A 26,497-nucleotide genomic window follows, 5' to 3' on the forward strand; every position below is an offset into this window, starting at 1 on the left:
CCATCCAGGCGCCCCCCGAAGCTGCCGGACGGCGGCACACACTCCGTCCCTCAGGAGGAGAGAAGTTTGAGTCACAAGCGAATTCCGAAGCGCAAGGCCGCGATAGCGGCGGGCAGCGTGGTGGCGCTCGGCGCGGCCGCGATCCTGCTCCCCAACGCCAACGCGTCGCAGGACGGTTCGTCCGACGACGCCGCGGCCGCGCCGAAGACCCTGAAGGCGGGCGACGCCTCGGATCTCGCCTCGCAGCTCTCCGGGCTCCTCGGTGAGGCGTTCGGCGGCTCCTACTACGACGGCGACAGCGGGCAGCTCGTCGTGAACGTCGTACCCGGCGACAACAACAACGTGATCGTGCGGGCCAAGGCGGCCGGCGCGAAGGTGCGCGAGGTCGAGAACAGCTGGTCGGAGCTCCAGGAGGGCGCGTCGACGCTGAAGTCCGAGGCGACCATCGCGGGCACGTCGTGGTCGATCGACCCGCGCACCAACAAGCTCCTGGTGACCGCCGACAGCACCGTGACCGGTGCCAAGTGGGACAGACTGGAGAGCACCGTGCGGAGCCTCGGCTCCGACATGGCCACCATCAAGAAGTCGTCGGGCACCTTCAAGCCGTTCGTCTCGGGCGGTGACGCCATCTTCGCGGGCGGCTCGCGCTGCTCCCTCGGCTTCAACGTCACCGCGGGCGACGGATCCCCGGCGTTCCTGACGGCCGGTCACTGCACGCTCGGCGGCAACGAGTGGTCCGACACGCAGGGCGGCCAGCCGATCGCCACCGTCGACCAGTCGACCTTCCCCGGCGACGGCGACTTCGCGCTCGTGAAGTACGACGACCCGGCGACCGAGGCGCCCAGCGAGGTCAACACCGGCGACCAGACCGTCCAGATCACCGAGGCCGCGGAGGCGACCGTCGGCCAGGAGGTCTTCCGGATGGGCAGCACCACCGGGCTCGCCGACGGCCAGGTCCTCGGCCTCGACGCCACGGTGAACTACCCCGAGGGCACGGTCACGGGCCTCATCCAGACCAACGTCTGCGCCGAGCCCGGCGACAGCGGCGGTTCGCTGTTCACCCAGGACGGTCTCGCGATCGGCCTGACCTCCGGTGGCAGCGGTGACTGCACGGTCGGCGGCGAGACGTTCTTCCAGCCGGTCACCACCGCCCTGGAGGCGGTCGGCGCGACCCTCGGCGGCGGTGCCGCGGGCGGCGGCGCCGGTGCGGGCGAGGAAGCGGGCGCGGGCGAGGAGGCCGGTGCCGGTGCCGGTGAGGAAGCCGGGGCTGGCGCCGGTGAAGAGGCGGGCGCCGGTCAGGAGGCCGGTGCCGGTGCGGGCGAGCAGGCCGGAGGCGAGGAAGCGGGCGCCGGAGCCGGTGCGGGTGCCGGCCACGACGCGGGCCAGGGCGTCGGGGACGACTCGGGCCTGACCGAGTCCCGCTGACCTGAGACGGTCGGCCGGCCTGAACCGTCGGCTGACCTGAAACCGTCGGCCGGCCTGAATCGTCGGCCGACCCGAGACCGTCGGCAGCCGGTCCGACGACGCCGGCCCGGACCCGCCCCCTTCCTGGCGGGACCGGGCCGGCCCTCCGGCGTTCCAGCCGCCGTCCGGCTTCGGACGCGGTTCCGGCCTGTGGTGGACCGGGCCGGCCCTCCGGCGGGAGGGCCGGCCCGTCCGTGTGTCACCGGGTGCCGGCGGGGCCGGTCGGGCCCGGCGCGGCGTACGTGGTGGTCCGGGCCGGCCCTACCCGAGGGCCCTGAGCAGGAGCAGGGCGATGTCGTCGAGGCGTTCCTCGCCGTCCGTGCGGAGCCGCCGGTGACGTACGAGGTTGTCGGCCAGCTCGTCCAGCGGCCGGTCCCCGGCGTCCGTCAGGCGCCGGCCCAGGTCCGCCAGGGCCTCCTCGAAGTCCGTGCCGGGGGACTCCACCAGCCCGTCGGTGTACAGGACGAGCAGGGAGCCGGGCGGCAGGGCGACCTCCGTCGTCGGGTACACCGCCGAGGCGTCGATGCCCAGCAGCGGGCCCCCGGCCAGGTCGAGGACGCGCACCCGCCCGTCCGGCCGTCGCAGCAACGGCGGCGGATGACCGGCCCGGGACATCACGGCCCGGCCGTGGGCCGGGTCGAGCCGCAGGTACAGGCAACTGGCGAACAGCTCGGACCCCAGGTCGAGCAGCAGCCGGTTGGTGCTGCGCATGACCTCCTCGGGCGCCTGGCCCACGGCCGTGTACGCCCGGACCGCGGTGCGGACCTGCCCCATCAGTCCGGCCGCCGTGACGTTGTGGCCCTGCACGTCCCCGATCACCGCGGCCGCCATGCCCTGGGTGCGCACCAGGTCGTAGAAGTCGCCGCCGATGTCCATCCCCTGCGTGGCCGGCACATAGCGGCCCGCCGCCTCGATGCCGGGCAGCGACGGCAGGGAGTGCGGCAGCAGGGCCTCCTGGAGGCCGTGCGCCAGCCGGTGCTTGGCGTCGTAGAGCAGTGCCCGCTCCAGCGCCTGGGCGATGAGCCCGGCCAGGCTGGTCATCACCGCCCGCTCCTCCGTCGGGAACGGGTGCGGCTCGGCGTAGGACAGCACGCACGTCCCCACCGGCCGCCCCTGGGCGATCAGCGGCAGATACGCCCAGGCCGCGAACCCGTCGGGCGTCGTCAGCCGCGCCGGGTACAGGCGTTCCAACTGCTCCTGCGTCTCGAAGAACGCGGGCACGCCCGTCTTCAGCACCTGCGTGCCGGGCGTCGGCTCGGTCAGCGGCATCCCGTCGAACCGCTCCACCACGTGCGCGTCCGGGTACCCGCGATGCCCGAGCACGCGCAGCCGGTTCGCCCGGGAGCCCAGCACGACCAGGGCCTGGCTGCCCACGGCCGGGGCGATCTCGTCCGCGACCAGCTGCACCACGTCCTGCACCCCCACCGCCTCGGTGAGCGCGCTGGCCAGGTCCAGCACCTGCGACATGGTGACCAGCCGCGACGGCTTCCCGTCGGCCGGCGGCGCGGCCCGGTTCATCTCCGACACGGCCCGCGACCTGGTGATGCGCACGCTCAGGCCCGTCGTGCTCGGATACAGCCGGAACGACAGCCACTCGCCGGGCGGGCGCAGCGCCACGAACGAGGTGGTGTGCTGGCTCATCAGCGCCGCGCGGTAACGGTCCTCGTAAACGGGGTCGTTGAGCCACGGCACCGACGCCCACAGCTGCGTGCCGAGCAGCCGGCTGACCGGGACGTTCAGCAGTTCGGACGCCGCCGCGTTGACGAAGCCGACCCGCCCGTGCAGGTCGAGCGAGACCAGCCCGTAGGGCAGCCGGCTCACCATCCGGGCGGCCTCGACCGTGCCGAGCGTGCCGGCCATGCCGCCCACCAGGGGAGAGGCGACCAGATCGGTCTCGGGGTGCGGCGGGATGCTGTGCTCGGCGGCCCGCTGCAACCGGACCGCGAGCCGGCCGCAGGCCGCGGTCAGATGCTCGCGCTCGTGGTCGGACAGCTCCGGCGGATGGGAGCCCGGCCAGGTGACGAAGACCGCGCCGTACACGGTGGACTCGGTGGCCACCGGCACCGCGGCGAGGGCGAACGGATAGGGCAGCACCACGGCGATCCGCGGATAGCGGCGGGCCATCTCCTCCTCGCCGCCGACCCAGACCAGCCGCCGTTCGCGCGCCGCGTCGGCGACCGGGATCGGCGCGCTCAGCCCGACCCGCTCCCAGGGCGCCGCGAACGCCCGCGGCAGCCCCGCCATCACCGCCATCTCCAGCACCGGCTGGTCCGGCGACAGCAGATACACCGCGCCGGAGTGGGCGTGCACCTCGTCCATCATCGAGGCCAGCGCCAGGGAGAGCAGCGGACGGCCGACCGGCGACCTGGCGGCTGCCGGCGCCTGCGCGGACGACTGCCCGTCGGACACGCCGACCACCTCCTCGCACGGCCGCGCGACCGGGCCCAGGAACAAATCTCCCCCCTGGCGGCCCGTCGCGCACGACGAGCGGTCCGGGGACCGACCGCAGTTACCGTCGGTCACAGGCCGACGGCCCCGGAGAAGCCGCGCGTGTACCCCGACCACCGCGACCCATGCCCATGAAGTCGAAGCGCGGCTGGGCGTACAGGCGCCGCGCGTGCGCCCCCACGCACCCTGATGGCCGGTTCTCCGCGCCCACGCAGGGTCACGATCGCGAACAATGGGGCACGCGCTCCACCACAGGACGAGAGGGCGCGGGCGAGCCGAGGGGGTGGCAGTTGATCCGGGTGCTTCTGGTGCACGACGAGTGTCTGGTGCGATCGGTGCTGGCTGAGTGGCTGCGGGGGGAGTCCGATCTGGCGGTGCACGGCACGTCGTGGCGCGGTGCGCCGGGCATGATGCGGTCCGTGCGGCCGGATGTGTGCGCGGCGGACCTGGAGTGCGCGGACTCCTACGGCATTCCGCCGCTGGCGGAGCTGTGCCGGTCCGGCCCGGACCGCACGCGCCCGCGGCTGCTCGTGCTCGCCACCGCGAACCGGCCGGGGCTGCTGAAGCGGGCGGTCGAGGCGGGGGCGCTCGGCTACGTCGACAAGGAGGGCTCGCCGCAGAACCTGCTGCGCGGGATCCGCCGGGTCGCCGAGGGGGAACGTTTCGTCAACGACTCGCTGGGCTTCGGTTTCCTCAAGGCGGCCGAGATGCCGCTGACCCGAAGAGAGCTGAGCGTGTTATCCCTCGCGGCCGAGGGAGCCTCCATCGCGGAGATCGCCGGGAGCCTGCACCTGTCCCACGGGACGGTGCGCAACTACATGGCGGCCATCACCCGCAAGACCGGGGCCCGCAACCGCATCGACGCGATCCGCATCTCCCAGGGCCAGGGCTGGCTCTGACCGCCGCCGGGACGGCACGGGCGTCCAGCTGCCGACGAGGTCCCGGTACAGCGCCGAGGACCTCAGCAGCTCCTCGTGGCCGCCGTACGCCGTGCTCCGGCCGTCCATGACCAGCACGCGGTCGGCGCGGCGGGCCGAGCTGATGCGGTGGGCGACGACCACCAGCGTCCCGCCCGGCCGCGCGGCGAAGGCCCGCTCCGCCCGCTCCTCCGTCTCGGGGTCCAGATGGCAGGTCGCCTCGTCGAGCAGGGCGATCGGGGCGTGCGACACGAAAGCCCGGGTCAGGGCGATGAGCTGCCGTTCGCCGGCCGACAGGGCCGCGGGGTCGACCCGGGCGTCGAGGCCGCCGAGGCGGTCGGCGAGCGGGGCGAGGCCGACCGCCTCGGCGGCGGCGACCAGGTCCTCCTCGGGCACGGCGTCCGGGCGCAGATACGCGAGGTTCTCCGCCAGGGTGCCGTCGAAGACGTACGCCTCCTGCGGGATGAGCACGCGCGCGGCGGCGGCCTCCGGCCCGGGCACGGCGTGTCCGCCCACCGTGATCGTGCCCCGGTCCGGGGTGAGGAGCCCGGCGACGAGGGCGGTGAGCGTGGACTTCCCGGCGCCGCTGGGGCCGACGACGGCCAGGTGCGACCCGGGCGTGAGGACGAGGTCGAGGCCGTCGACGACCGGGCTGCTCGCCGAGCCGTAGGCGAAGGTGACGGAGGAGAGGAGAGGGCCGGGGGCGGGGCCGCGGTGGGTTCCGCCGGTGCCGACACGGCGTTCCGGCCGGGCGCGCCGACGTCTGCCGTGGCTCGGTCCTGCCCGTCGGCGGTGCGGCCGGCGGCATCCGTCGAGCCCCGGCCGCCGGGCCGGCCGCGCGGCGAGGTGCCTGTGGTGGCACGTGCCCCTCCGTGCGTGTCCCGGGGCGATGGGCCGTTGGGCCGACGGGTCTCGTCCGCGGCTGCCGTGCCGTCGCCCGTCGCGGTGGCCGGTGTCTCGTGTGTGGCTGTCGCTGTGTCGCCCTCCGCGGTGGCTGGTGTGTCGCGTCCGGCCGTCGTGTCGCCCTGTGCGGTAACCGGTGTCTCTTGTGCCTCCGTGGCCGTGTCGCCCTGTGCGGTAACCGGTGTCTCTTGTGCCTCCGTGGCCGTGTCGCCCTGTGCGGTAACCGGTGTCTCTCGTGCCTCCGTGGCCGTGTCGCCCTGCGCGAGGGCCGGTGCTGTGCGCTGGGCCGCCGTCCGGGCCGGATCGCCGGTCAGCCTGCGTAGCACCACCGTCAGGCGGGAGCCGCTGGTGCCCAGGCCGTGGACCAGGTTGCGCAGGGCCGGCAGCAGCGACTGGGTGACGTAGGCGAGGGCACCGACCAGCGCCCCCGTGGTGACGCCGTGGGACAGGAGCCACGGGGCGGTCGCGAGCAGCAGCACGATCGGCAGCTGCCCGCCGATCGCCAGCGAGGCCACGCGCAGCACGCCCCAGCGGGCCAGGGCACGTGCGGCCCGCAGTTCCGCCTCGACCCGTTCACCCGTGGCGGCGGCGAGCTGCGCCTCCGCGCCGGTCGCCGTGATGTCCCGCAGGCCCGGGCAGACCGTGCCCAGGTGACCGGCCAGGGCCTCGTCGGCGACGAGGAACGCCTCCTGCCGCCGGGCGAGCGGCCGCAGGGTCGCCGCGAACAGCACCACCCCGGCGGCCAGGGGCGGCCCCACGACCAGCAGGAGCGGCGGGGCGAGCGCGAACAGGCCGGCCAGGGCGCCGGCGGCGGTGAACACGAAGGAGCGGGAGACCATGACCAGCCCGGCGAAGGTGTCCCGGGCGATCTCCACCTGCTGGGTGAGCCCCGACAGGGCCCCCGCGTCACCGGTCCGCACCCCGCGCGACACGACCCGCTCCACCAGCCGGTCCCGCAGCGGTTCGACCAGCGCGGCGACGGCGGCGTAGACCCGCGCGGTGCCGTACGCGCGGAGCAGGACGCCGAGCCCGGTCACCGCGAGCCAGGCGAGACCGACGTCCGGCCGCCCCCGCAGGAACCCCGCGTCCAGGGCGCGCGCGGGCCCGTACCCGATGAGGAAGGTCTGCCCGGTCTCCAGCACGGACCAGGCGGCGAGCCGCAGCAGCACCCGCCGGCGGGCCAGCAGGAAGCGCAGCCCCCGTGCGGGCAGGGTCGTACTCCTGGTGCCGGTCAGGGGCAGCGTCGTGCTCCTCGCGCCGGTCATGCCTCCGCTCCCGCCCCGGCCCCCGCCCGCGCGGTGCCGTCCGTCTCCCCGAACACCGCCCGGTACTCCGCGTTCCGCCACAGCTCCTCGTGCCGTCCCACCGCCCGCACCCGCCCCCCGTCCAGCCAGGCCACCGCGTCCGCGCACGCGGCCGTCGCGCTGCGGTGGGCGACCAGCAGCCGGGTGGTGCCCGGCCCGTCGCCCAGGAGGGCGTCGGTGATGCGGCGCTCGGTCACCGTGTCGAGGCTGGAGAGGGCGTCGTCCAGGATCAGCAGCCGGCCGCCGTGCGCGAACGCCCGGGCCAGTCCGAGGCGTTGGGACTCGCCGCCCGAGCGCGGGGCGTCGGCGACCGGTGTGTCGTAGCCGTCGGGGAGGCGGCGGACGAAGTCGTCCGCGAGGGCCGTCCGGGCCGCTTCCCGGACGCGGCCGGGGGAGGGGGACGGCAGGCCGAGGCCGATCGCCTGCCCGACCGTGCCGCCCAGGAGGGCCGGGCGGGCGAAGGCGTAGCCGACGGCGCGGCGCAGGTCGTCGTGGGGCAGCTCGCGCAGCGGCACCCCGTCGAGCAGGACCTCGCCCGCGTCCGGGTCGGCCAGCCGCCCGGCGAGCGCGGCCAGCAGCGACTTGCCCGCGCCGGACCGGCCGACCACGGCCAGGGTCGTGCCGCCCGGCACCACGAGGTCCACCCCGTCGAGCACGGCGCGCCCGCCCCGCAGGGCCGTCACACCCCGCAGTTCCAGCCGCCCGGGGCCGTCCGGCAGCCGGCGCGCGCCGAACGCGGGGGCGGGCTCGGCCGCGACCTCGCCGAGGCGCCGGGCCGCCGCCCGGGCCCGGGCCAGGCCCGCGAGCCGGCCGACCAGGACGCCGACGCCCGTCGCGAGCACCGCGTACCGCGAGGCGGCGAGCACGTCCCCCACCGACAGCCGGTCCCGGGTCAGCAGCACACCGGCCACCGCGACGACCCCGAGGTGCAGCAGCGGCGCCACGGCGACCGCCTGCGCGGCGGCCCGCCCCTGCACCCGCCACATGCGGTGTCCCGCCTCGGACAGCTCGGCCAGCGGGCGCAGGACGCGGGCGGTCTCCCGGTCCTCGGTCCCCGCCGCGCGGACGGTGCGGACCCCTTCGACGGCCTCGGCCAGCGCGGCAGCGATCCGGCCCTGCGCCCGCTGGTAGCGCGTCGCGCTCTCGGTGGTGCCACGGGCGACGGCGCGCAGGAGGAGGGTCAGGACCGGGGCTCCGGCGAGGAAGACGGCCGCGAGCCACCAGTCGATCAGGGCCAGCGCCAGCACACCGCCGACCGGACCGGCGAGGGCGGCGAGCAGCGCCGCCCGGGCGGCCGGGGTGGTCCCGGCCTCGGCGGCGTTGCCCACCAGGCGCGCGACGAGGTCACCGGAGCCGAAGCGGTCGGCGGCGCGCGGGCCGACGCCCAGGACGTGCCCGGTCAGGCGGCGGCGCAGCCACGCGGTGCTGCGGGCGTCGACGGTGCCGGTGAGCACGGTCTGGGCCGCGTCCAGCAGGGCGAGCAGCAGGACGAGTCCGGCGCAGTACAGCACCCAGCGGGTCGCCGGGGCCTGCGCCAGCAGCAGGTCCAGGGCCCGGCCCAGCGCGGCCGGCAGCAGCAGCCCGGCCCCGGTCGCGGCCATGCTCACCAGGCACAGGGCCGCGCAGCGGAGCCCGCTGTACCGGGTGGCCGTGCGCAGCAGCGTGCGGGCGTGCGCGGCCACCGGGTCGTCGTCGGCACGCGTGGTCATACGGGCCTTTCGTGGGACGGACGGACCCCGGGCGGTCCCTCCCCGCAGGGAGAGGACCGCCCGGGGCCACGCAGACCTCAGGTCAGAGACAGAGCAGGACGCTCGCGGCGCTGATGCAGGAGAGCAGGCTCACCGTGCTGGCGCCACCGCCGTCCGTCCGCTCCTCGGACTCGATGGTCTGCAGGTCGAGAAGTGCCATGGTGTGTCCTTCCGTTGGGTGTCCGTCCGTGGTCATCCGTGGGGACGGGGTGGTGTCACGACTCCGCCGGATCGCGGAACCGCGTCATGTGGGCCGCCGCTGTGGCGGCGGGAGGAACGGCAGGTGGGCGCCGGTGGCCGGGTCGAGGGCCGCGCCGAGCGCCAGCAGGCACCCTGCCGTTCCGGTGGCGAGGTCCATGGACAGCCGCATCATCTGGTGGCCGGGGAAGGCCAGTTGGCCCTGGTACGCCATCGCGAACCAGCCGAGCCCGGCGATCTGCCCGGCCAGCCGGTCGGCGGTGGCGCCCGGCGTGGTCGTGCGGCTGAGGTGCAGGATCATTCCGGCGCGGCCCTGGAAGAGCCCGGGCTGCGCGTAGAAGCGCGAGGTGGCCGCGGTGAGGACGCCGGAGCGGGCGTCCTCGAACTCCCCGGCGAGCGCGGGGGCGTGGCCCACCAGGTCGTCGAGGACCATGCCGAGGCCCGCACTGCCGTCACCGAGGTAGGGCAGGGTGCGCCAGCCCTCGTCGACCTCCAGCGCCCCGTTCTCGCGGGTCACGCAGGACCCCAGGTCCTGGCGCAGGGCCACGGCCGCCGCCTCCAGCCACGCGTCCTGGCCGGTCCACTCGTACTGCCGCAGCAGGAACAGGGCCGGTCCCGTCGCGCCCCGCAGCAGTCCGGCGCGCCGCCGGGGCGCGGCCGGGGGCGGCTCGGCGAGCCGGTGGACGAGGATCCGCGCGGCGTCGTCGGCCCGCTCGCGCAGTTCCGTCTCGCCGGTGGTGCGGGCCAGGTGCCCCAGGACCAGGCCCAGCCCGGCCAGTCCGCCCTGCAGGTCGGAGGAAAGGTTCTGCCACCGCTCCGCGAGGATCCCCTCGACCAGGTCCAGCGCCCGCTGCCGGTGCCCGAGCCGGTCCAGGACCAGCGCGACGCCCGCGAGCCCGTCGTACAGGCCGAGCGGCGTGCCGACCGGGGCCGGTGCCGTGCGGTCCAGCAGCCAGCGCTCGCCCTCCTCGTACCGCTCGGCGCCGGCCGCGTCCAGCGCGTACAGCACGCCCGCCGCGCCGTGGGCGATCCCCAGCCCGCCGCCGTCCGAGAACTGGGCGACGTCGCCCGGGAAGAGCCGGTCGTCGCGCTCCGGGGTGGCCGAGGCGAGGATCGCCTTGACCATCGAGTCGCGGCTGTACGGCCAGTCGCCCGGGTCCACCGGCGAGGAGGGAGCGGCCGGCGTACGGCCGGACACCTCCCGGGTGATCTCCGCGACCGCCTCGTCGAGGAACTCCCGCGGCACGTCCGGGAACTGCTCCGCGATCACCTCGGCCAGATGGGCCGCCTTGCCGCGGTCGACCACGAACAGGGTGGTCACGGGCAGGAACAGGGCCAGCCGCAGACAGGCCAGGGCGTAGCGGTCCACGTCGGTGCCCCGGCGGTCCGGCGGCGCGAAGAAGCCGGGGTGGGCGACGACCTGGCGGCCGTTCTCCCCGGCCGGGGCCGCGGCCTCGAAGTCGAGGAGGAAGACCGACTCCCCGTCCGGGGCGACCATGATGTTGAAGACGTGCAGGTCGTTGAAGACGATGCCCCGTTCGTGCACCGCCGCCACCGCCTCCTCCACCCGCCGGTGGACGCGCAGCGCCCACGCCGTGTACGAGGCGACGGCCTCCGGGTCGGGGTCCTGCGCGAGCAGCGGGTGCCGCTCGGCGAAGAACGAGTTGAGCGGACGGCCCTCCAGGAAGTCCATCACCAGGAAGCGGTGGCCGCCCAGCTCGAACCAGTCGCGCACCTCCGGGACCACGCCCGTGCCCGCGACCTGCTCCAGCGCCCGCTTCTCCCGCTCCAGCCGGGCGATCGCGTCGGCGCCGTCCGAGGCGAGGCCCGCGTGAGGCCGGCCCTCCTTCAGGACGACCTTGCGCCCGTCACGGGTGTCGGTGCCGGCGTACACCCCGCCGCCGTTGGAGAAGTGCAGCGCCTTCTCGATGCGGTAGGGCAGGTCCCCGACCGTGGTGGTGTTGCGCGCGTCGAGATGCGGCTGGAGGAACGCCGGCAGCGTCACCCACTCGGGCACCTGGAAGGAGGGCGAGCGCCGGTCCGGCACCAGCCGCCCGGCGCCGTCCCGCACGGCGGGCACCAGCGAGCCCCGGTCGTCCACGACGAAGGAGCGTGCGAAGGCGCCGTAGCGGACGTACAGCGGTCCCTCGCCCCACCGCAGGTCGGTGAGGATGTACGGCCCCTCGAAGCCCTCCAGCAGCGCGCCCAGCTCGCGCAGCACCTGGTGCAGCTGCTCCTCGCCGTCCGGGTAGACGGTGACGAACTTGCCGCTGCCGTCGCGCGGCGCGTACTTGGTGTTGCGCAGGTGCAGCAGGTGCGGGCCCGGCACGAACTTGAAGGGGATCCGCCGCTCGACGCAGTAGTCCCACACGATCCCGGCGATCTCCTCCGCGTTCGCGCGGGTCGCCGAGGCGTGGATCTTCCAGCCCTGCGCCGGGCCGGACACCGGCTTCCCGTCCGGGCCGAGCGGCGTCATCGTCAGCCAGTCACCGATCCGCGCCGCCTCCCAGCCCTCCGGCACCGGCCGGCGGGCCGTCTCGTAGAGGTGCGGGGCCGTCCCCTGCCCGTCGCGCGCGAGCCGGTCCGGCGTCTCGTAGAAATGCCGGTCGGCGAGCGCGTACACCTCGTACCGCTTGTCCATGCGTCCCCCTCCGTGACGGGCACCGAGCCTTCCAGCCACGCGCCGGGGCCCGACAGTCACGGCTGTCACGAGGTCACCGTGCGGAACGCATGCGTTAAGAGATGTTCGACGGCTTTCGAGCGCCCTTGTGCGCGCCGGTCCACGGAACGCTCACAGGGGCTGCGCAGGTGCCCCATAAGCGCTGTAATGGCCAACGTGGTCAGTCAGGGCGCCCAGGAGCGCGGAACGCGAACGCTGCGTGCCGAAAGTGCCCTCAAGGCGATCGCGGTCGATCAGGAGTCGCCCGAACGGGTGCGCCGCGTCCTCGAACAGGCGCTCGTCTTCGCCGGGGCGTCCTTCGTCGCCGTGTACACGCCCAGCGAGGACGGCGAGCTGCTGTGCCTGATGGAGTCGGCCGGGGTCCCGAGGACGCTGTACGGACTGCGTGACAGCTATCCCCGCGCCGGGCGCTCCCCGGCCGCCGAGGCCCACCGCGACGGACGGCCGGTCTCCCTGGGCCCGGCGGAACTCGCCGAGCACGCCCAGGCGCGGCGCGTCCCGGCCCGGGACTTCTTCCTGACGGCCCTGCCCGTGCGCGGGGACGGCGGCGGCTGCCTGCTCGCCGTGAGCGAGCGCCCCGAGGGGTTCGACACCGACGACCGCGAGTGCCTGGAGCTGATCTCCGAGGCGGTCGCCTTCCCCGCCCCGGCCGCCCTCGTCGAGGGCGGTGACCTGCCGCCGGGCGCGTTCACCCTCGCCATGGACACCGGCCGCGTCCGCGTCGGGGACGACCTGCTCGACCTGTTCGGACTCGACCCCGTGGAGTTCGACGGCCGCGTCGAGACCCTGCTGAGCCTGACCGTGCCGGAGGACCTGCCCTCGTTGATGTCCGTGGTGGAGGCCGACCACATGTCCATCGGCGACCGCGAGCTGGAGTTCCGGGTGCTCCAGCCCACCGGGCCGCCGAAGTGGCTCCGGCTGCGCGGGCGCCTCCTGCCCGGCGGCGAAGGCCACCCGGCACGGCTCGTGGGCACCGTCGCCGACGCCTCCACCCTGCGCTCCGACGTCACCGACGTGGCCCGCGTGCAGCGCCTCGCCGCCGCGCTGGCCACCGCCGTCACCGTCCGCGACGTCGGCAAGGCCGTGGTCGCCGCCCTGCGCCGGCCGCTCAGGGCCGACCGGATCGCGCTCGCCGAGCTGGAGAGCGAGCGGCTCGTCGTCACCGTCCTCGACCCGCCCGAACCCGAGGCATGGCCCCAGCTGTGGCGCACGGAGTGGCGCGGTGAGTGGCCCGACGCGCCCGTGCGCGCCATGCCCACCCTCGCCGCCGCGCTGCGCGAGGGCCGCGCCCGGATCTGGCCCGCCGGCAGCCCCCTGGAACGCGCCCTGGCCGAGGTCGGCCCCGGCGGCCTCGCCGTGCTGCCGCTGCCCGCCGGGAACCGCATGGCCGGCGCGTGCCTGATCGGCTGGGACACCCCGCACGACTTCGGCGCCGACGAACGCGCCCTGCTCACCGCCTGCGCCGGCCTCGCCGGACAGGCCCTGGTGCGGGCCCGCGCCTTCGACGCCGAGCACGAACTCGTCGGCATGCTCCAGCGCCAGCTGCTGCCCCGCCGCCTGCCCCGGCTGCCGGGCGCGGTGGCCGTCGCCCGCTACCTGCCCAGCACGGCGGGGCTGGAGCTCGGCGGCGACTGGTACGACGTCATTCCGCTGCCCGACCACCACGTCGCCCTCGTCATCGGAGACGTCCAGGGCCACAGCGCCGGGGCCGCCACCCTCATGGGGCAGATGCGCACCGCCCTGCGCGCCTACGCCGTCGAGGGCCATCCGCCGGACGTGGTGGTCGCGCACGCCAACCGGCTGCTCACCGACATGGAGAGCGACCTCTTCGCCACCTGCTGCTACGTCGACGTCGACCTGGAGGAGGGCTCCGCCTGGTGCGTGCGCGCCGGGCACCCGCCGCCGGTGCTGCGCTACCCCGACGGCGGGACCGAGATCGCGGAGGCCGAGGGCGGCCCGCCCCTCGGGGTGATCACGCAGGCCGACTTCCCGATGAGCCCGCTGCGGCTGCCGCCCGGCACCCTCATCGCCCTGGCCACGGACGGGCTCGTCGAGTCACCCGACGCCGACATCGACGAGGGCATGGACCGCCTCGCCGCCCGGCTGGGCGCCGCCGCCCCCGGCGACCTCGGGCGGGTCGCCGACGCCCTCCTCGGCAACGCCCGGCGCAGCGACGACGTCGCCCTGCTCCTGATGCGCTACGACGGCCTGACCCTGCGGCCGCTGCGGGAGAGCTGGACGGTGTGGCGGGTGCCGCAGGCGGTCGGGCACGCCCGCCGCTTCGCCCGGCGCACCCTGCGCGCCTGGGGCGTCACCGAACACTTCGACGCGGCCCTCCTCGTCGTCTCCGAACTCGTCACCAACGCCCTCGTCCACACCGACGGCCGGGTCCGCATGGACCTCACCCTCGTCAACAACCGCCTGCGCATCGCGGTCGCCGACGCCTCGCCGCGCTCCCCGGTCCGGCCGGCCAGCATCGGCTGGGAGGCCACGGGCGGCCGGGGCATCCTCCTCGTCGAGGCCCTCTCGGCGACCTGGGGCACCCTGCCGGTCAGCGGCGGCAAGCAGGTGTGGGCGGAGCTGGTGCTGGGCCGCTGAGCGGCTCATCCGGGGGTGACCACACGGCCCCCTCGGGTACTCGGCGCCGCGTAGGACGGAGAAACCGCCAGCGAGCCGAAGGAAGAGGAACGTCATGGCTCAGCATGTCCGCGACATCATGACCGGAGACCCGGTCACCGTCGAGCCGCAGACCTCCGTCGCCGAGGTGGCGCGCATCATGCGCGACGAGGACCTCGGAGTCGTCCTGGTGACGGACGGCGACGATCTGCGCGGTGTGGTCACCGACCGCGACCTGGTGGTCCGGTCGATCAGCAAGGGTGGCGACCCGGAGCGGACCACCGTGGCCGGCGCGTGCAGTGACGAGCTGGTCACCGTCGGCCCCGACGAGGACCTGATCCACGCGGTGCAGCTGATGCGCGAGCACTCCGTGCGCCGGATCCCGGTCGTCGACCACGGGCGCCCCGTGGGCATCGTCTCCCTGGGCGACCTGGCCATGGAACGCGACCCGGAGTCGGCGCTGGGCGACATCAGCGCCGCACGCCCCAACGCCTGACGAACGGCAGCCACGGACGGTCCCGCGCACGCTTCCCGTGCGCGGGACCGTCGTACGTCGCCCTGACGGCGGTGCCGGGCGGGGGAGTTGGGCGTCGCGGCACAGGCGTCCCGGCCCGGGTTTGTTCGGTTCGCCCCTGGGGACTCGAACGGCAGCGGATGCAGAAGGAAGATGATGAGTCGTGACGTCCATGGAGACCACTGAGAAGCCCGTCGCCCGTCGGCCCGAGACCGGCTGGTCGAAGGCACGCCGCCTGCGCGGAAAGGCCGCGCTGCGCACCTGCCTCCCCGCCGTGGAGGACCGGGCCGCCCCCACAGCCGCGCGCTCCGGACCGGAGTGGAACATCGTCCGGGGCGAGGACTGACCGCTCTCCAGAAGGCCGCGCGGTGACATCCCGCGGAACGACGCGCGTCGACAAGCAGAAGAAGTGATGTTCACATCCGCCGGATGGCGACTAAGGTGAGCTGAATGAAGGCTCTCGTGCTGTCCGGCGGTGCAGGAACACGGCTGAGGCCGATCACCCACACGTCGGCCAAGCAACTGGTGCCCGTGGCCAACAAGGCCGTGCTCTTCTACGGGTTGGAGTCGATCGCCGAGGCCGGCATCACCGACGTGGGGATGATCGTCGGGGACACGGCCGCGGAGATCGAGGAAGCGGTGGGTGACGGGTCGAAGTTCGGCCTCAAGGTCACCTACATCCCCCAGGAGCGGCCTTTGGGGCTGGCCCACGCGGTACTGATCGCCCGTGACTACCTCGCCGACGACGACTTCGTGATGTACCTCGGCGACAACTTCATCGTCGGCGGCATCACCGGCCTCGTCGACGAGTTCCGCAGACACCGGCCCGACGCCCAGATCCTGCTCACGCGCGTGGCCGACCCGCGCGCCTTCGGCGTCGCCGAACTCGACCCGTCCGGCCAGGTGATCGGCCTGGAGGAGAAACCCGACCAGCCGAAGAGCGACCTCGCGCTGGTCGGCGTCTACATGTTCACGCCCCTCATCCACGAGGCGGTCCGCGCCATCGAGCCCTCCTGGCGCGGCGAACTCGAGATCACCCACGCCATCCAGCACCTGATCGACTCCCGCGCCGACGTGCGCTCCACGGTCATCAAGGGCTACTGGAAGGACACCGGCAACGTCGGCGACATGCTCGAGGTGAACCGCACGGTCCTCGAAGGCATGGAGCGCCGCATCGACGGCGACGTGGACGACGCCTCGCAGACCATCGGGCGGGTGGTCGTGGAAGAGGGCGCGCGGATCGTCAACTCCCGTATCGTCGGGCCCGCCGTCATAGGCTCGGGCACGCTCGTCAGCAACTCCTACGTCGGTCCCTTCACCTCCGTCGCGGAGAACTGCCGGATCACCGACAGCGAACTCGAGTTCTCCATCGTGCTGCGGGACTCCTCGATCCACGGCGTCGGCCGGATCGAGTCCTCGCTGATCGGCCGGCACGTCGAGGTGACGCCGGCCCCCAGCGTCCCCAGCGCCCACCGCCTCGTCCTCGGAGATCACAGCAAGGTGCAGATCACTTCATGAACCTCCTCGTCACCGGCGCCGCCGGGTTCATCGGCTCCCGCTACGTCCGCGCACTCCTCGCCCAGGACGCACCCGACGCGCCACGCGTCACCGTGCTGGACAAGCTCACCTACGCCGGCACCCTCGACAACCTCGAACTGACCCACCCCCGGCTGGAGTTCGTCCAGGGCGACATCTGCGACGCCGAACTGGTCGACAAGCTCATGGCCGACGCGGACCAGGTCGTGCACTTCGCCGCCGAGTCCCACGTGGACCGCTCGATCACCGGCGCCGCCGACTTCGTCCGCACCAACGTGCTGGGCACCCAGACCCTGCTGGACGCCGCCCTGCGCCACGGCGTGGGCCCCTTCGTGCACGTCTCCACCGACGAGGTCTACGGCTCCATCGAGTCCGGCTCCTGGCCGGAGACCCACCCCCTCCAGCCGAACTCCCCGTACTCCGCCTCCAAGGCCTCCTCCGACCTGCTCGCCCTCGCCTACCACCGCACCCACGGCCTGGACGTGCGCGTCACGCGCTGCTCCAACAACTACGGCCCGCACCAGTTCCCCGAGAAGGTCATCCCGCTCTTCGTCACCAACCTCCTCGACGGGCACAAGGTGCCGCTGTACGGCGAGGGCCGCAACGTCCGCGACTGGCTGCACGTCGACGACCACTGCCAGGGCGTCGACCTCGTCCGCACCAAGGGCCGGCCCGGCGAGGTCTACAACATCGGCGGCGGCACCGAGCTGACCAACAAGGAACTCACCGGCCTGCTGCTCCAGGCCTGCGGAGCCGACTGGGACCGGGTCGAGTACGTCGAGGACCGCAAGGGCCACGACCTGCGCTACTCCGTCGACTGGTCCAAGGCCCGCGACGAACTCGGCTACCGCCCCCGCCACGACTTCACCACCGGCCTCGCCGAGACCGTCGCCTGGTACCGCGACAACCGCGCCTGGTGGGAGCCCCTGAAGCGGCGCGTCGCCCAGGAGCGCGCATGAGGTGGCTGATCACCGGAGCGGGCGGGATGCTCGGCCGGGACGTCGTCGACGAACTCACCCGGCGGGGCGAGACCGTCGCGGGCCTCGACCGCGCCGCCCTCGACATCACCCGCCCCGAGGCCGTCGACGCGGCCGTGCGGGAGCACCGCCCCGACCTCGTCGTCAACTGCGCCGCCTACACGGCCGTCGACGACGCCGAGACCGACGAGGCCCGCGCACGGGAGATCAACGGCGACGGCCCGCGCCTGCTCGCCCGGGCCTGCGCCGCACACGGCGCCCGCCTGGTCCACGTCTCCACGGACTACGTCTTCGACGGCGAGGCCCGCACCGCCCCCTACCCGGAGGACCACCCGACGGGCCCGCGCACCGCCTACGGCCGCACCAAGCTGGCCGGGGAGCGGGCCGTGCTCGAAGAGCTGCCCGGGGCGAGCGCGGTCGTGCGCACGGCTTGGCTCTACGGGGTCCACGGCGCTAACTTCGTGCGGACCATGATCGGTCTCGAAGCCCGCCGCGACACCGTCGACGTCGTCGACGACCAGCGCGGGCAGCCCACCTGGAGCGCGGACGTCGCCGAGCGGATCGCCGACCTCGGCCCCCGGCTCGGTCCCGACGCGCACGGCGTCTTCCACGCCACCAGCTCCGGTGAGGCCACCTGGTACGAGCTGGCCCGAGAGGTGTTCTCCCTGCTCGGCGCCGACCCGGACCGGGTGCGCCCCACCAGCAGCGCGGCCTTCCCCCGGCCCGCGCCCCGCCCGGCGTACAGCGCCCTCGCACACCGCCGGTGGCAGGAGATCGGCCTGCCGCTGCCGCGCGACTGGCGCTCCGCCCTGCACGAAGCACTGCCCCGCATCCGCAAGGAAGGTCCTCTTCGTGAAACGCCATGAGTTCCTCCGGGAACTGCACAAGGTCAGCGCCAATCGCAACTACCTGGAGATCGGCGTCAACGACGGCCGCAGTCTGCGTCTGTCCCGCGTCCCCAGCATCGCGATCGACCCCGCCTTCAAGGTGGTCTCGGAGCTGAAGTGCGACGTCCACCTGGTGAAGGCCACCAGTGACGACTTCTTCGCCCGCGACAACCCCCTGCAGCACCTGAAGGGCGGCCGCCACCCGCTGCGCAACCTGCGCCGCGGCCGCAGCCCCTTCGGCTACTGGCGCCGCACCACGCTCGACCTCTCCTTCATCGACGGTATGCACCTGTTCGAGTTCGCCCTGCGCGACTTCATGAACGTCGAGAAGCACTCCGACTGGTCGAGCGTGATCGTCTTCGACGACATGCTGCCGCGCAGCGTCGACGAGGCGGCCCGGGACCGGCACACCAACGCGTGGACCGGCGACGTCTACAAGATCATCGAGGTTCTGGCGCGCTACCGCCCCGACCTCGTCACGGTGCAGGTGGACACCGCCCCCACCGGCCAGCTGGTCGTCTTCGGCGCCGACCCGAACAACCGGGTCCTGCACGACAAGTACGACGAGATCATGGCCGAGTACAAGGTGCCCGACCCGCAGAAGGTCCCCGAGGCCATCCTGGAACGGGCCGGTGCCGTGCGCCCCGAGGCGCTGCTGGAGGCGGGCTTCTGGCGCGCCCTCGTCCAGGCCCGCAACCGGGGCCTGCCCCGCTCCGTGGGCTGGGAGCCCCTGCGCAAGGCCCTGCAGCAGGTCGGCGTCAGCCGCTGACCCGAGCCAGGCACGCCGAAGGCCCGGACGCTGTGCGCGTCCGGGCCTTCGGCGTCCTCGGTGATCTGCCTCTTCGGCTGCCGGCGGGGCTTCAGGCGCCCGTGCCGCGCCGCAGCTCCTCGTCGTACGCCAGGCACGCCTCGTACGACGGCAGCAGGCCCTGCCGTTCCGCCTCCGCCAGGGTCGGGGCCTGCTCGTCCTTGGGGGAGAGGATCGGGGTGATCCCCTCGGGCCACTCGATGCCCAGGGCCGGGTCGAGCGGGTGGATGCCGTGCTCGCGGTCCGGGGCGTAGCCCTCCGAGCAGAGGTACACCACCGTCGCGTCGTCGGTCAGGGCCATGAAGGCGTGGCCCAGGCCCTCCGAGAGGAACACCGCGTGCCGGGTGTCGTCGTCGAGCCGGGCCGCCTCCCACGTGCCGTACGTGGGCGAGCCCACGCGGATGTCGATCACCACGTCCAGGACGGCACCGCGCACACAGGTGACGTACTTGGCCTGGCTGGGCGGCACGTCGGCGAAGTGCACACCGCGCAGCACGCCCCGCCGGGAGACCGAGCAGTTGGCCTGCGCCAGGGACAGGTCACGGCCCGTGGCCTCGCGGAACTCCCGACCCCGGAACCACTCGTGGAAGCTGCCCCGGTCGTCCGGGAAGACCTTGGGTTCCAGAACCCAGGCGCCCTTTATCCCCAGTGGTCGCATGCTGTCACTGCCCTCCGGTCCTGATACGGGAAACCACCTTCCGGCGCGCGGCCCCGAGCACCCGCCGCGCACGCCGTGCCAGGCGCAGCGCGGCACCCGGCCCGGACACCGGCGTCACGAGGACGCTCCCGTCCCCGGCGCGCAGGGCGAACGGCAGTCCGGTGAAGCGGGCCCCGTCGGCGCCCGGCGTCGGGCACAGGGCCACCCGCCAGCTGCCGCTCGACAGGTCCTCGGCGGGCAGCGCGGCCGTCAGGACCGAGCCCGCCCCCTCGGCACCCGGGGAGAGCGTGCCCGGCGTCTCGACGATGCGGTTCGAGGAGACGAACCTCAGCCGGACGTCCGTGTCACCGGGCACGTGCAGGGGAAGCCGCACCCGGAACACTCCCTCGGAGACCGTGACGTCCCCCAACTGCACGCCGCCCAGCCCGAGCCGCTTGCTCCGCGTACCCAGTTCCAGGGAGAGGTTGCCGTGCGGGTCCGTCCAGTACGGCAGGACCGCGCGCTCGCCGACGACACCCGCCCCGGGGGCGGGCCGGTCCGGCCCGGCCGCCGGGCCCAGGCGGCACTCCTTGGTCCACCCGCCGAGCTTGACCCGCACGACCGCGTCCCAGACACCGTCGCCCGGCAGGTCGGCCGGGTCGACGGTGGCGGTCGCCCGCAGCACCAGCCGGACCTCCTCGCCGCCGTCGACGGGCACGGTCTCCCGGCTGAACTCCACCGGCTGGAAGTACTGCGCGGCGCTGGAGCGTTCCCGCAGCAGCAGATCGGCCGTGGCCTGCCCGAAGCGCGCGGCGGTCTCGGAGGACACCCACGCCACCGCCTCCGGCACGTCCTTCGGCGCGTCGGTCAGCGGCGTCGCCTCGGCGTCGGCGGGGAAGGCCATCGGCTCGCCGCCGGAGAGGTACTCGGCCGTGAAGGAGACCCGCAGGGAGCCCTCCCGCCACTCCACCTCGCCGGGGGTCGCCCGCGGGGCGAGTCCCGCCTCCCACTGGGCGAAGGACACCACGTCGTCGTACCGGTCGGCCGCCGTCAGCGCGGCGACGACCTGCTGCGTCGGCTGCAGACCGGCCGCCACACCGGGGCCGAAGCGCTCGACGACGACCTCGTGGATCTCCGCGAACAGCTCCCGGCGGTAGTCGTCCGGCAGGTTCAGAAAACGCCGGGCCCGCAGCCGCTCGACCATCTCCACCCGCAGCCAGCGCCGGAAGAGCTTGTCGCGCACCGGGCCGGGCTCGGTGTAGCGCTCGACGACGTCGAGGGCCTCGCGGAGGTTCTTGAAGTAGCCGACGGGATCGAAGCGCTCGAAGCCGGCGTTGGAGCCGTCGTCCCGCCGCAGGTGGTAGTAGCAGACGTAGTCGCTGAGCACGGAGACGTTCTCCGCGCGCAGATACGCCTCGGCGATGAAGACGTGGTCCTCCAGCCGCCGCCTGCCCTCGGGGAAGCGCAGGCCGATGCGGTCCAGGAAGGCCCGGCGGATCATCTTGTGCGGGGTGAGGCTGTCGATGAGCGGGGCGTTCGAGACCGTGGCCCGCGGGTGGTTGCGGCGGAACAGCTCCACCGGCACCCCGCGGCCCTTGCCGGCCATCTTGCCCACGATCACGTCGGCGCCGTTGGCCACGCCGTACTCGTACATCCGCTCCAGGGCCTCGTCGCCCAGGTAGTCGTCGTTGTCGACGAACATGACGAACTCGCCGCGGGAGGCCTCGATGCCGACGTTGCGGGGCTTGCCCGACCAGCCGGAGTTCTCCTGGTGGATGACCTTCATCCGGGGGTCCTCGGCGGCGAGCCGGTCGAGCCGGGCCGGGGTCTCGTCGGTCGAGCCGTCGTCGACGAAGATCACCTCGTACTCGTCGGGAGGCAGCGACTGCCGCTGCAGCGAGGAGATGCAGTCCTCGATGTAGATCCCCGGGTTGTAGACGGGGATGATGACGCTGACCTTGACCGGCATCGGGTTTCCGGGCCCCTTCGGGTCGCTCGCCGTAGACGTCCTGTTGTACCGCGCGTTGCCCGATGCTAACCCGGTCGGCGATGTCTCCTCACCTTTCGAGACCGGGCCGTGATCATCCCGCGCGGGGCAACTGGGCTGCCCTGTCTATCTGTTCGCGGTCAAGCAGGGTGCGGTGCGGAGCGGCGGCCGGGCTCTAGGCTGAGGTCGTGCGCCTGCTCCTCATGTCCGACACCCACCTGCCCAAGCGGGCCAGGGAACTGCCCGCCCCTCTGCTGGCCGAACTGCCGCGGGCCGACGTCGTCTTCCACGCCGGCGACTGGGTCGACACGGCCACCCTCGACCTGCTGGAGGCCCGCTCCCGCAGACTCGTCGCCGTGTACGGCAACAACGACGGGCCGGACCTGCGCGCCCGGCTGCCCGAGGTGGCGTACGCGGAACTGGGCGGGCTGCGCTTCGGCGTGATCCACGAGACGGGCCCCGCCCAGGGCCGCGAGCGGCGCTGCGCCGCCCGCTTCCCCGACCTCGACGTGCTGGTCTTCGGCCACAGCCACATCCCCTGGGACACCACCGCGCCCACCGGCCTGCGGCTGCTCAACCCCGGTTCGCCGACCGACCGCCGCCGGCAGCCGCACTGCACGTACCTGACCGCCACCGTCGCCGACGGCCGGCTCAGCGACGTGGAACTGCACCGGCTGCCGCCCCGCCCACCGCGCTGATCGCCGCAGAGACGGCCGTGACATGATCGGCCCATGAGTCGGGACGAGCAGTACCTCCTGGACAACCGGCAGGCCGAGGCCGGAACCCGTTTCGACGCGCTGGCCGCCCTGTTCGACGCCTCCACGTTCCGGCACGTCGAGGCGGTCGGCATCGCCGAGGGATGGCGGTGCTGGGAGGTCGGCGCCGGCGGGCCGAGCGTGGCCGCCTGGCTCCGCGAGCGCGTCGGGCCGTCCGGGCGGGTGCTCGCCACCGACATCGACGTGTCCTGGACCGGCACGGCCGCCACCGAGGGGGTCGAGGTACTCCGCCACGACGTCGGCCGCGACGCCCCTCCGGCCGGTCCCTTCGACCTGGTGCACGCCCGTCTCGTCCTGGTCCACGTCGCCGAACGCGACGCCGCGCTGCGCGCCATGGTCCAGGCGCTGCGCCCCGGCGGATGGCTGCTGCTGGAGGACGCCGACCCCGCGCTGCAACCGCTGATCTGTCCCGACGAGCACGGCCCCGAGCAGGAACTGGCCAACCGGCTCCGCGCAGGCTTCCGCGAACTGCTGCGGCGGCGCGGCGCCGACCTCGCCTACGGACGCCGACTGCCGCGGCTGCTGCGCGAGGCCGGCCTCGTCGGCGTCGAGGCCGACGCCCACTTCCCGATCACCTCGCCCGCCTGCGACGTCCTGGAGGCCGCCACCGTCCGGCAGGTGCGGGACAAGCTCGTCGCCGCGGGCCTGGCCACCGACGAGGAGATCGAGCGGCACCTCGCCGCCGTCGAGGCGGGACGCCTTGACCTCGCCACCTCGCCGATGATCTCCGCGTGGGGCCGCAAGCCCTTCGACGCCTGATTCAGCGGGGCCGGGGCGGATGCACCGCTCCCTCCGTCACGGTCAGCGGGGCGCCGGTGCCTCCCCAGCGCAGCGCCACGATCTCGGCCGCGACCGACACCGCCACCTCCTCGGGCGTCCGGGCGCCGAGGTCGAGCCCGACCGGTGAACGCAGCCGGGACAGCTCGTGCCGCCCGAGTCCCGCCTCGGCCAGCCGCCTCGCCCGGTCGTCGTGGGTACGGCGGCTGCCCATCGCCCCGATGTAGGCGGCCGGGCGGCGCAGCGCCTCGGTCAGCAGCGGCACGTCGAACTTGGGGTCGTGCGTGAGCACGCAGATCACCGTGCGCTCGTCGGTGTCCGTGTCGCGCAGATAGCGGTGCGGCCACTCGGCGACCACCTCGACGCCCTCGGGGAAGCGCCGGGGCGTCGCGAACACCGGGCGGGCGTCGCAGACGGTGACCCGGTAGCCGAGGAAGTCCCCGATGCGGGCCACGGCCGCCGCGTAGTCGATCGCGCCGAACACCAGCATCCGGGGCGGCGGCGCGAACGACTGCAGGAAGACGCCGACGGAGTCCTCGCGGCGCTGCCCCTCGGGCCCGTAGTGCCGCAGGCCGGTGGCGCCCAGGGCGAGCTCGCCGCGCGCGTCGGCGGTGACGGCCGCGTCCAGGCCGCTCGCGCCGAGCGTGCCCGAGACCCGGTCCGGCCAGACGGCCAGCGACGCCCCGCGCCGCGCCGGACCGCCGGTCACCGTGGCCACCGTCACCGGCTCGCCCGCCGCGACCGAGTCGGCGACCGCGCCGAACGCCGGATCCAGCCCGGGCGTCACGGGACGCACGAGCACCGTGATCTCCCCACCGCAGGTCAGACCGACGGCGAAGGCGTCCTCGTCGCTGTAGCCGAAGGTCTCCAGCCGGGCCTCGCCGCTCGCCACGGCCTCCTGCGCCAGCTCGAACACCGCGCCCTCGACACAGCCCCCGGACACACTGCCCACGACCTCGTCGTCCGGGCCCACCGCCATCGCCGCACCCGGGTCGCGCGGCGCGCTGCGGCTGACCTCCACGACCGTGGCGAGGCCGAACGGGAGCCCGGCCGCGTACCAGCGGCCGAGCACCGGGAGAACGTCACGCACGAGCCGCTCCTCTCCTTGCACGCACCCGCCCGGGTACCCCGGCGGCGGTTAATTCCGTTGTGACTCCCGGGCCCGTCTGCTGCACTGCACGGGACAGCGACGTCCCCGAGTCCCGAGGAGTTCCGGATGCGCACTGCGTTCATGTCCCCCCAGGCAGGAACAGCCCCCTCTCCGAAGGACATGACGCTTCGTGCACATGCTCAACCTTGGAATCCTCGCCCATGTCGACGCCGGTAAGACCAGCCTGACCGAGCGGCTGCTCCATTCGGCCGGGGTGATCGACGAGATCGGCAGCGTCGACGACGGCAGCACCCGCACCGACACCCTCGCACTGGAGCGGCAGCGCGGCATCACCATCAAGTCCGCCGTCGTCTCGTTCCCGCTCGACGGTGTGACGGTCAACCTCATCGACACACCCGGTCACCCGGACTTCATCGCCGAGGTGGAGCGCGTGCTCGGCGTGCTGGACGGCGTCGTCCTGGTCGTCTCCGCCGTCGAAGGGGTGCAGGCCCAGACGCGGGTGCTGATGCGGACGCTGCGTCGGCTGGGCATCCCGACCCTGCTCTTCGTCAACAAGATCGACCGGCGCGGGGCGGGCCACGAGGAGGTGCTGCGGGGCATCTCGGCCCGGCTGACCCCCGCGATCGTGCCGATGGGGACCGTCACCGGCCTCGGCACGCGTGCGGCCCGCTTCGTCCCCGGGCCCGGACCGGCCGCCGCGCTGGACGTCCTCGCCGACCACGACGACACGCTGCTGTCCGCGTACGTCGAGGACACCGTCACGGACACCCTGCTGCACCGGGCCCTCGCCGCGCAGACCCGCCAGGCCCTGGTCCACCCGGTCTACTTCGGCTCCGCCGCCACGGGCGCCGGCGTCGACGCGCTCCTGGCCGGTGTCGAGGCACTGCTGCCGCCGGCCGAGGGGGACGCGGACGGGCCGGTCTCGGCCACCGTGTTCAAGGTCGAGCGGGGCCCGGCGGGGGAGAGGGTCGCCTACGCCCGGATGTTCTCCGGCACCCTGCGCACCCGCGACCGGATCCCCTGCGGAGATGACGGGACCGAGCGCCGCATCACCGGGATCAGCGTCTTCGCCCACGGCACGGCCGCTCCCGCTGACGCGGTCGTCGCCGGCCAGATCGCCCGCCTCACCGGCCTCGGCGACATCAGGATCGGCGACGCGCTCGGCGCACCCCGCAAGACGTACGAGCACGTCTTCGCCCCGCCCACCCTGGAGACGGTCGTCGTCCCCGGCCCGGACGCGCACCGGGGAGCGCTCCACCTCGCGCTCACCCACCTCGCCGAACAGGACCCGCTGATCGGCCTGCGCCACGACGAACGCCGGCAGGAGACCTCCGTCTCCCTCTACGGCGAGGTGCAGAAGGAGGTCGTCCAGGCCACCCTCGCCGACGAGTACGGCCTCCACGTCACCTTCCGCGAGACCACGCCGCTGTGCGTCGAACGGCTCGTCGGCACCGGACAGGCCGTGGAGTTCAACCAGAAGGACGGCAACCCGTTCCTCGCGACGGTCGGTCTGCGCGTCGAGCCCGCACCGGCCGGGTCGGGCATCGACTTCCGGCTGGAGGTGGAGCTCGGCTCGATGCCGTACGCCTTCTTCAAGGCCGTCGAGGAGACCGTGCGCGAGACCCTCGACCAGGGGCTGCACGGCTGGCGGATCCCCGACTGCGTGGTCACCATGACGCACAGCGGCTACTCGCCCCGCCAGAGCCACGCCCACCAGGGCTTCGACAAGAGCATGTCGAGCACCGGGGCGGACTTCCGCGGCCTGACGCCGCTGGTGCTCGTCGAGGCGCTGCGGCGGGCCGGGACCCGGGTGCACGAACCGATGCACCGCTTCCGCGTCGAGGCCCCGGCCGACACCCTCGGCGCCCTGCTGCCGGTCCTGGCCGGGCTCGCGGCCGTACCCGAGACGACGCGGAACCAGGGGGACGTCTGCGTCCTCGAAGGCACCGTGCCGGCGGCCCGGGTGCACAGCCTCGAACAGCGGCTGCCCGGGCTCACCCGGGGCGAGGGCGAGCTGGAGAGCGCCTTCGCACACTATGCGCCAGTTACGCACGGCACGGTCCCCGAACGTCCGCGCACCGACCACAACCCCCTGAACAGGAAGGAGTACTTGTTGAACGTGACACGAAGAGTGGGCGGCTGAGGTGTGCGCGCTGGCCGAGAGGGAACTTACTCCGGAGTCAGGGGTGTTGACGGTGTCCTGATATCG

19 protein-coding genes and 1 pseudogene are annotated in these 26,497 nt (G+C 74.0%); 12 read left to right on the plus strand and 8 right to left on the minus strand.

Translation table 11 applies throughout. The annotated features are described in order from the left end of the window. Positions 1–66 precede the first annotated feature (66 nt). On the plus strand, positions 67–1,425 hold the full coding sequence (locus C1703_RS37685) for a S1 family peptidase (protein ID WP_114257038.1): 1,359 nt from the start codon (positions 67–69) through the stop codon (positions 1,423–1,425). A gap of 300 nt (positions 1,426–1,725) precedes the next feature. Here C1703_RS37685 and C1703_RS37690 read toward each other — a convergent pair whose 3' ends face one another. Then, the gene (locus C1703_RS37690) at positions 1,726–3,873 is read right to left on the minus strand and encodes a SpoIIE family protein phosphatase (protein ID WP_114257797.1); all 2,148 of its coding nucleotides are present in this window, start codon (positions 3,871–3,873) and stop codon (positions 1,726–1,728) included. Positions 3,874–4,202: 329 nt separating this feature from the next. On the opposite strand from C1703_RS37690, the gene C1703_RS39435 reads away from it, so the two are divergent. Beyond that, a complete protein-coding gene (locus C1703_RS39435; RefSeq protein WP_198678385.1) occupies positions 4,203–4,811 on the plus strand; it encodes a response regulator transcription factor in 609 nt (202 codons plus the stop codon). 284 nt (positions 4,812–5,095) lie between these two features. Here C1703_RS39435 and C1703_RS40060 read toward each other — a convergent pair. The 4 genes and pseudogenes from C1703_RS40060 to lanKC form a co-directional block, all read right to left on the minus strand. Continuing rightward, a pseudogene (locus C1703_RS40060) lies at positions 5,096–6,997 on the minus strand (ATP-binding cassette domain-containing protein); the annotation flags it as partial. Further along, complete coding sequence (locus tag C1703_RS37705; protein WP_114257040.1) at positions 6,994–8,745, minus strand: ABC transporter ATP-binding protein; 1,752 nt, start codon at positions 8,743–8,745, stop codon at positions 6,994–6,996. The gene C1703_RS37705 and the pseudogene C1703_RS40060, both read right to left, overlap by 4 nt. An 82-nt stretch (positions 8,746–8,827) precedes the next feature. Continuing rightward, complete coding sequence (locus C1703_RS37710; protein ID WP_010040504.1) at positions 8,828–8,944, minus strand: SapB/AmfS family lanthipeptide; 117 nt, start codon at positions 8,942–8,944, stop codon at positions 8,828–8,830. A gap of 84 nt (positions 8,945–9,028) precedes the next feature. Then, positions 9,029–11,623 (minus strand): class III lanthionine synthetase LanKC, encoded by a 2,595-nt coding sequence (lanKC, locus tag C1703_RS37715; protein ID WP_114257041.1) that lies wholly within the window; start codon positions 11,621–11,623, stop codon positions 9,029–9,031. 186 nt (positions 11,624–11,809) lie between these two features. Here lanKC and C1703_RS37720 point away from each other — a divergent pair, with 186 nt between their 5' ends. From C1703_RS37720 to C1703_RS37750, 7 genes are all read left to right on the plus strand, one after another. Continuing rightward, on the plus strand, positions 11,810–14,260 hold the full coding sequence (locus C1703_RS37720) for a SpoIIE family protein phosphatase (RefSeq protein WP_114257042.1): 2,451 nt from the start codon (positions 11,810–11,812) through the stop codon (positions 14,258–14,260). Between the two features lie 94 nt (positions 14,261–14,354). Then, a complete protein-coding gene (locus C1703_RS37725) occupies positions 14,355–14,774 on the plus strand; it encodes a CBS domain-containing protein (RefSeq protein WP_031117822.1) in 420 nt (139 codons plus the stop codon). Positions 14,775–14,964: 190 nt separating this feature from the next. Further along, positions 14,965–15,138, plus strand: a complete 174-nt coding sequence (locus C1703_RS37730) for a hypothetical protein (protein WP_198678386.1) — start codon at positions 14,965–14,967, stop codon at positions 15,136–15,138. A 104-nt stretch (positions 15,139–15,242) separates the two neighbouring features. Beyond that, complete coding sequence (locus tag C1703_RS37735; protein WP_114257044.1) at positions 15,243–16,310, plus strand: glucose-1-phosphate thymidylyltransferase; 1,068 nt, start codon at positions 15,243–15,245, stop codon at positions 16,308–16,310. Then, positions 16,307–17,287 (plus strand): dTDP-glucose 4,6-dehydratase, encoded by a 981-nt coding sequence (gene rfbB / locus C1703_RS37740; RefSeq protein ID WP_114257045.1) that lies wholly within the window; start codon positions 16,307–16,309, stop codon positions 17,285–17,287. The genes C1703_RS37735 and rfbB overlap by 4 nt, the downstream gene beginning before the upstream one ends. Next, a complete protein-coding gene (rfbD, locus tag C1703_RS37745) occupies positions 17,284–18,171 on the plus strand; it encodes a dTDP-4-dehydrorhamnose reductase (RefSeq protein ID WP_114257046.1) in 888 nt (295 codons plus the stop codon). Before rfbB ends, rfbD begins: the two co-directional genes overlap by 4 nt. Then, positions 18,158–18,961 carry a class I SAM-dependent methyltransferase gene (locus C1703_RS37750; protein WP_114257047.1) on the plus strand — a complete coding sequence of 268 codons (804 nt, stop codon included), beginning with the start codon at positions 18,158–18,160 and terminating at the stop codon, positions 18,959–18,961. The genes rfbD and C1703_RS37750 overlap by 14 nt, the downstream gene beginning before the upstream one ends. Before the next feature lie 91 nt (positions 18,962–19,052). On the opposite strand, the gene rfbC is transcribed toward C1703_RS37750, so the two are convergent. Further along, entirely contained in the window at positions 19,053–19,658 is a 606-nt protein-coding gene (rfbC, locus tag C1703_RS37755) for a dTDP-4-dehydrorhamnose 3,5-epimerase (RefSeq protein WP_114257048.1), read from the minus strand. Between the two features lie 4 nt (positions 19,659–19,662). After that, positions 19,663–21,606, minus strand: a complete 1,944-nt coding sequence (locus C1703_RS37760; protein ID WP_114257049.1) for a glycosyltransferase family A protein — start codon at positions 21,604–21,606, stop codon at positions 19,663–19,665. 206 nt (positions 21,607–21,812) lie between these two features. Here C1703_RS37760 and C1703_RS37765 point away from each other — a divergent pair, with 206 nt between their 5' ends. Together C1703_RS37765 and C1703_RS37770 are read left to right on the plus strand one after the other, a co-directional pair. Continuing rightward, complete coding sequence (locus C1703_RS37765; protein WP_114257050.1) at positions 21,813–22,322, plus strand: metallophosphoesterase; 510 nt, start codon at positions 21,813–21,815, stop codon at positions 22,320–22,322. A 33-nt stretch (positions 22,323–22,355) separates the two neighbouring features. Next, positions 22,356–23,159: a methyltransferase domain-containing protein gene (locus C1703_RS37770; RefSeq protein WP_114257051.1), complete on the plus strand. Its 804-nt coding sequence runs from the start codon at positions 22,356–22,358 to the stop codon at positions 23,157–23,159. A 1-nt stretch (position 23,160) separates the two neighbouring features. On the opposite strand, the gene C1703_RS37775 is transcribed toward C1703_RS37770, so the two are convergent. Beyond that, positions 23,161–24,267, minus strand: a complete 1,107-nt coding sequence (locus C1703_RS37775; protein WP_114257052.1) for an XdhC family protein — start codon at positions 24,265–24,267, stop codon at positions 23,161–23,163. 190 nt (positions 24,268–24,457) lie between these two features. On the opposite strand from C1703_RS37775, the gene C1703_RS37780 reads away from it, so the two are divergent. Further along, positions 24,458–26,431, plus strand: a complete 1,974-nt coding sequence (locus C1703_RS37780; RefSeq protein ID WP_114257053.1) for a TetM/TetW/TetO/TetS family tetracycline resistance ribosomal protection protein — start codon at positions 24,458–24,460, stop codon at positions 26,429–26,431. Positions 26,432–26,497 lie beyond the last annotated feature (66 nt).

Origin of the sequence: Streptomyces sp. Go-475, assembly GCF_003330845.1 — a bacterium.
Taxonomy (GTDB): Bacteria; Actinomycetota; Actinomycetes; order Streptomycetales; family Streptomycetaceae; genus Streptomyces.

Excerpts from the sequence above, each read along its gene's own strand:
- C1703_RS37720 (WP_114257042.1), top strand. The coding sequence starts at position 11,810 with ATGGCCAACGTGGTCAGTCAGGGCGCCCAGGAGCGCGGAACGCGAACG.
- C1703_RS37770 (WP_114257051.1), top strand. The coding sequence starts at position 22,356 with ATGAGTCGGGACGAGCAGTACCTCCTGGACAACCGGCAGGCCGAGGCC.
- rfbB (WP_114257045.1), top strand. The coding sequence starts at position 16,307 with ATGAACCTCCTCGTCACCGGCGCCGCCGGGTTCATCGGCTCCCGCTAC.
- C1703_RS37725 (WP_031117822.1), top strand. The coding sequence starts at position 14,355 with ATGGCTCAGCATGTCCGCGACATCATGACCGGAGACCCGGTCACCGTC.
- C1703_RS37710 (WP_010040504.1), bottom strand. The coding sequence starts at position 8,944 with ATGGCACTTCTCGACCTGCAGACCATCGAGTCCGAGGAGCGGACGGAC.
- lanKC (WP_114257041.1), bottom strand. The coding sequence starts at position 11,623 with ATGGACAAGCGGTACGAGGTGTACGCGCTCGCCGACCGGCATTTCTAC.
- C1703_RS37705 (WP_114257040.1), bottom strand. The coding sequence starts at position 8,745 with ATGACCACGCGTGCCGACGACGACCCGGTGGCCGCGCACGCCCGCACG.
- C1703_RS37735 (WP_114257044.1), top strand. The coding sequence starts at position 15,243 with ATGAAGGCTCTCGTGCTGTCCGGCGGTGCAGGAACACGGCTGAGGCCG.
- C1703_RS37730 (WP_198678386.1), top strand. The coding sequence starts at position 14,965 with ATGGAGACCACTGAGAAGCCCGTCGCCCGTCGGCCCGAGACCGGCTGG.
- rfbC (WP_114257048.1), bottom strand. The coding sequence starts at position 19,658 with ATGCGACCACTGGGGATAAAGGGCGCCTGGGTTCTGGAACCCAAGGTC.
- C1703_RS37760 (WP_114257049.1), bottom strand. The coding sequence starts at position 21,606 with ATGCCGGTCAAGGTCAGCGTCATCATCCCCGTCTACAACCCGGGGATC.
- rfbD (WP_114257046.1), top strand. The coding sequence starts at position 17,284 with ATGAGGTGGCTGATCACCGGAGCGGGCGGGATGCTCGGCCGGGACGTC.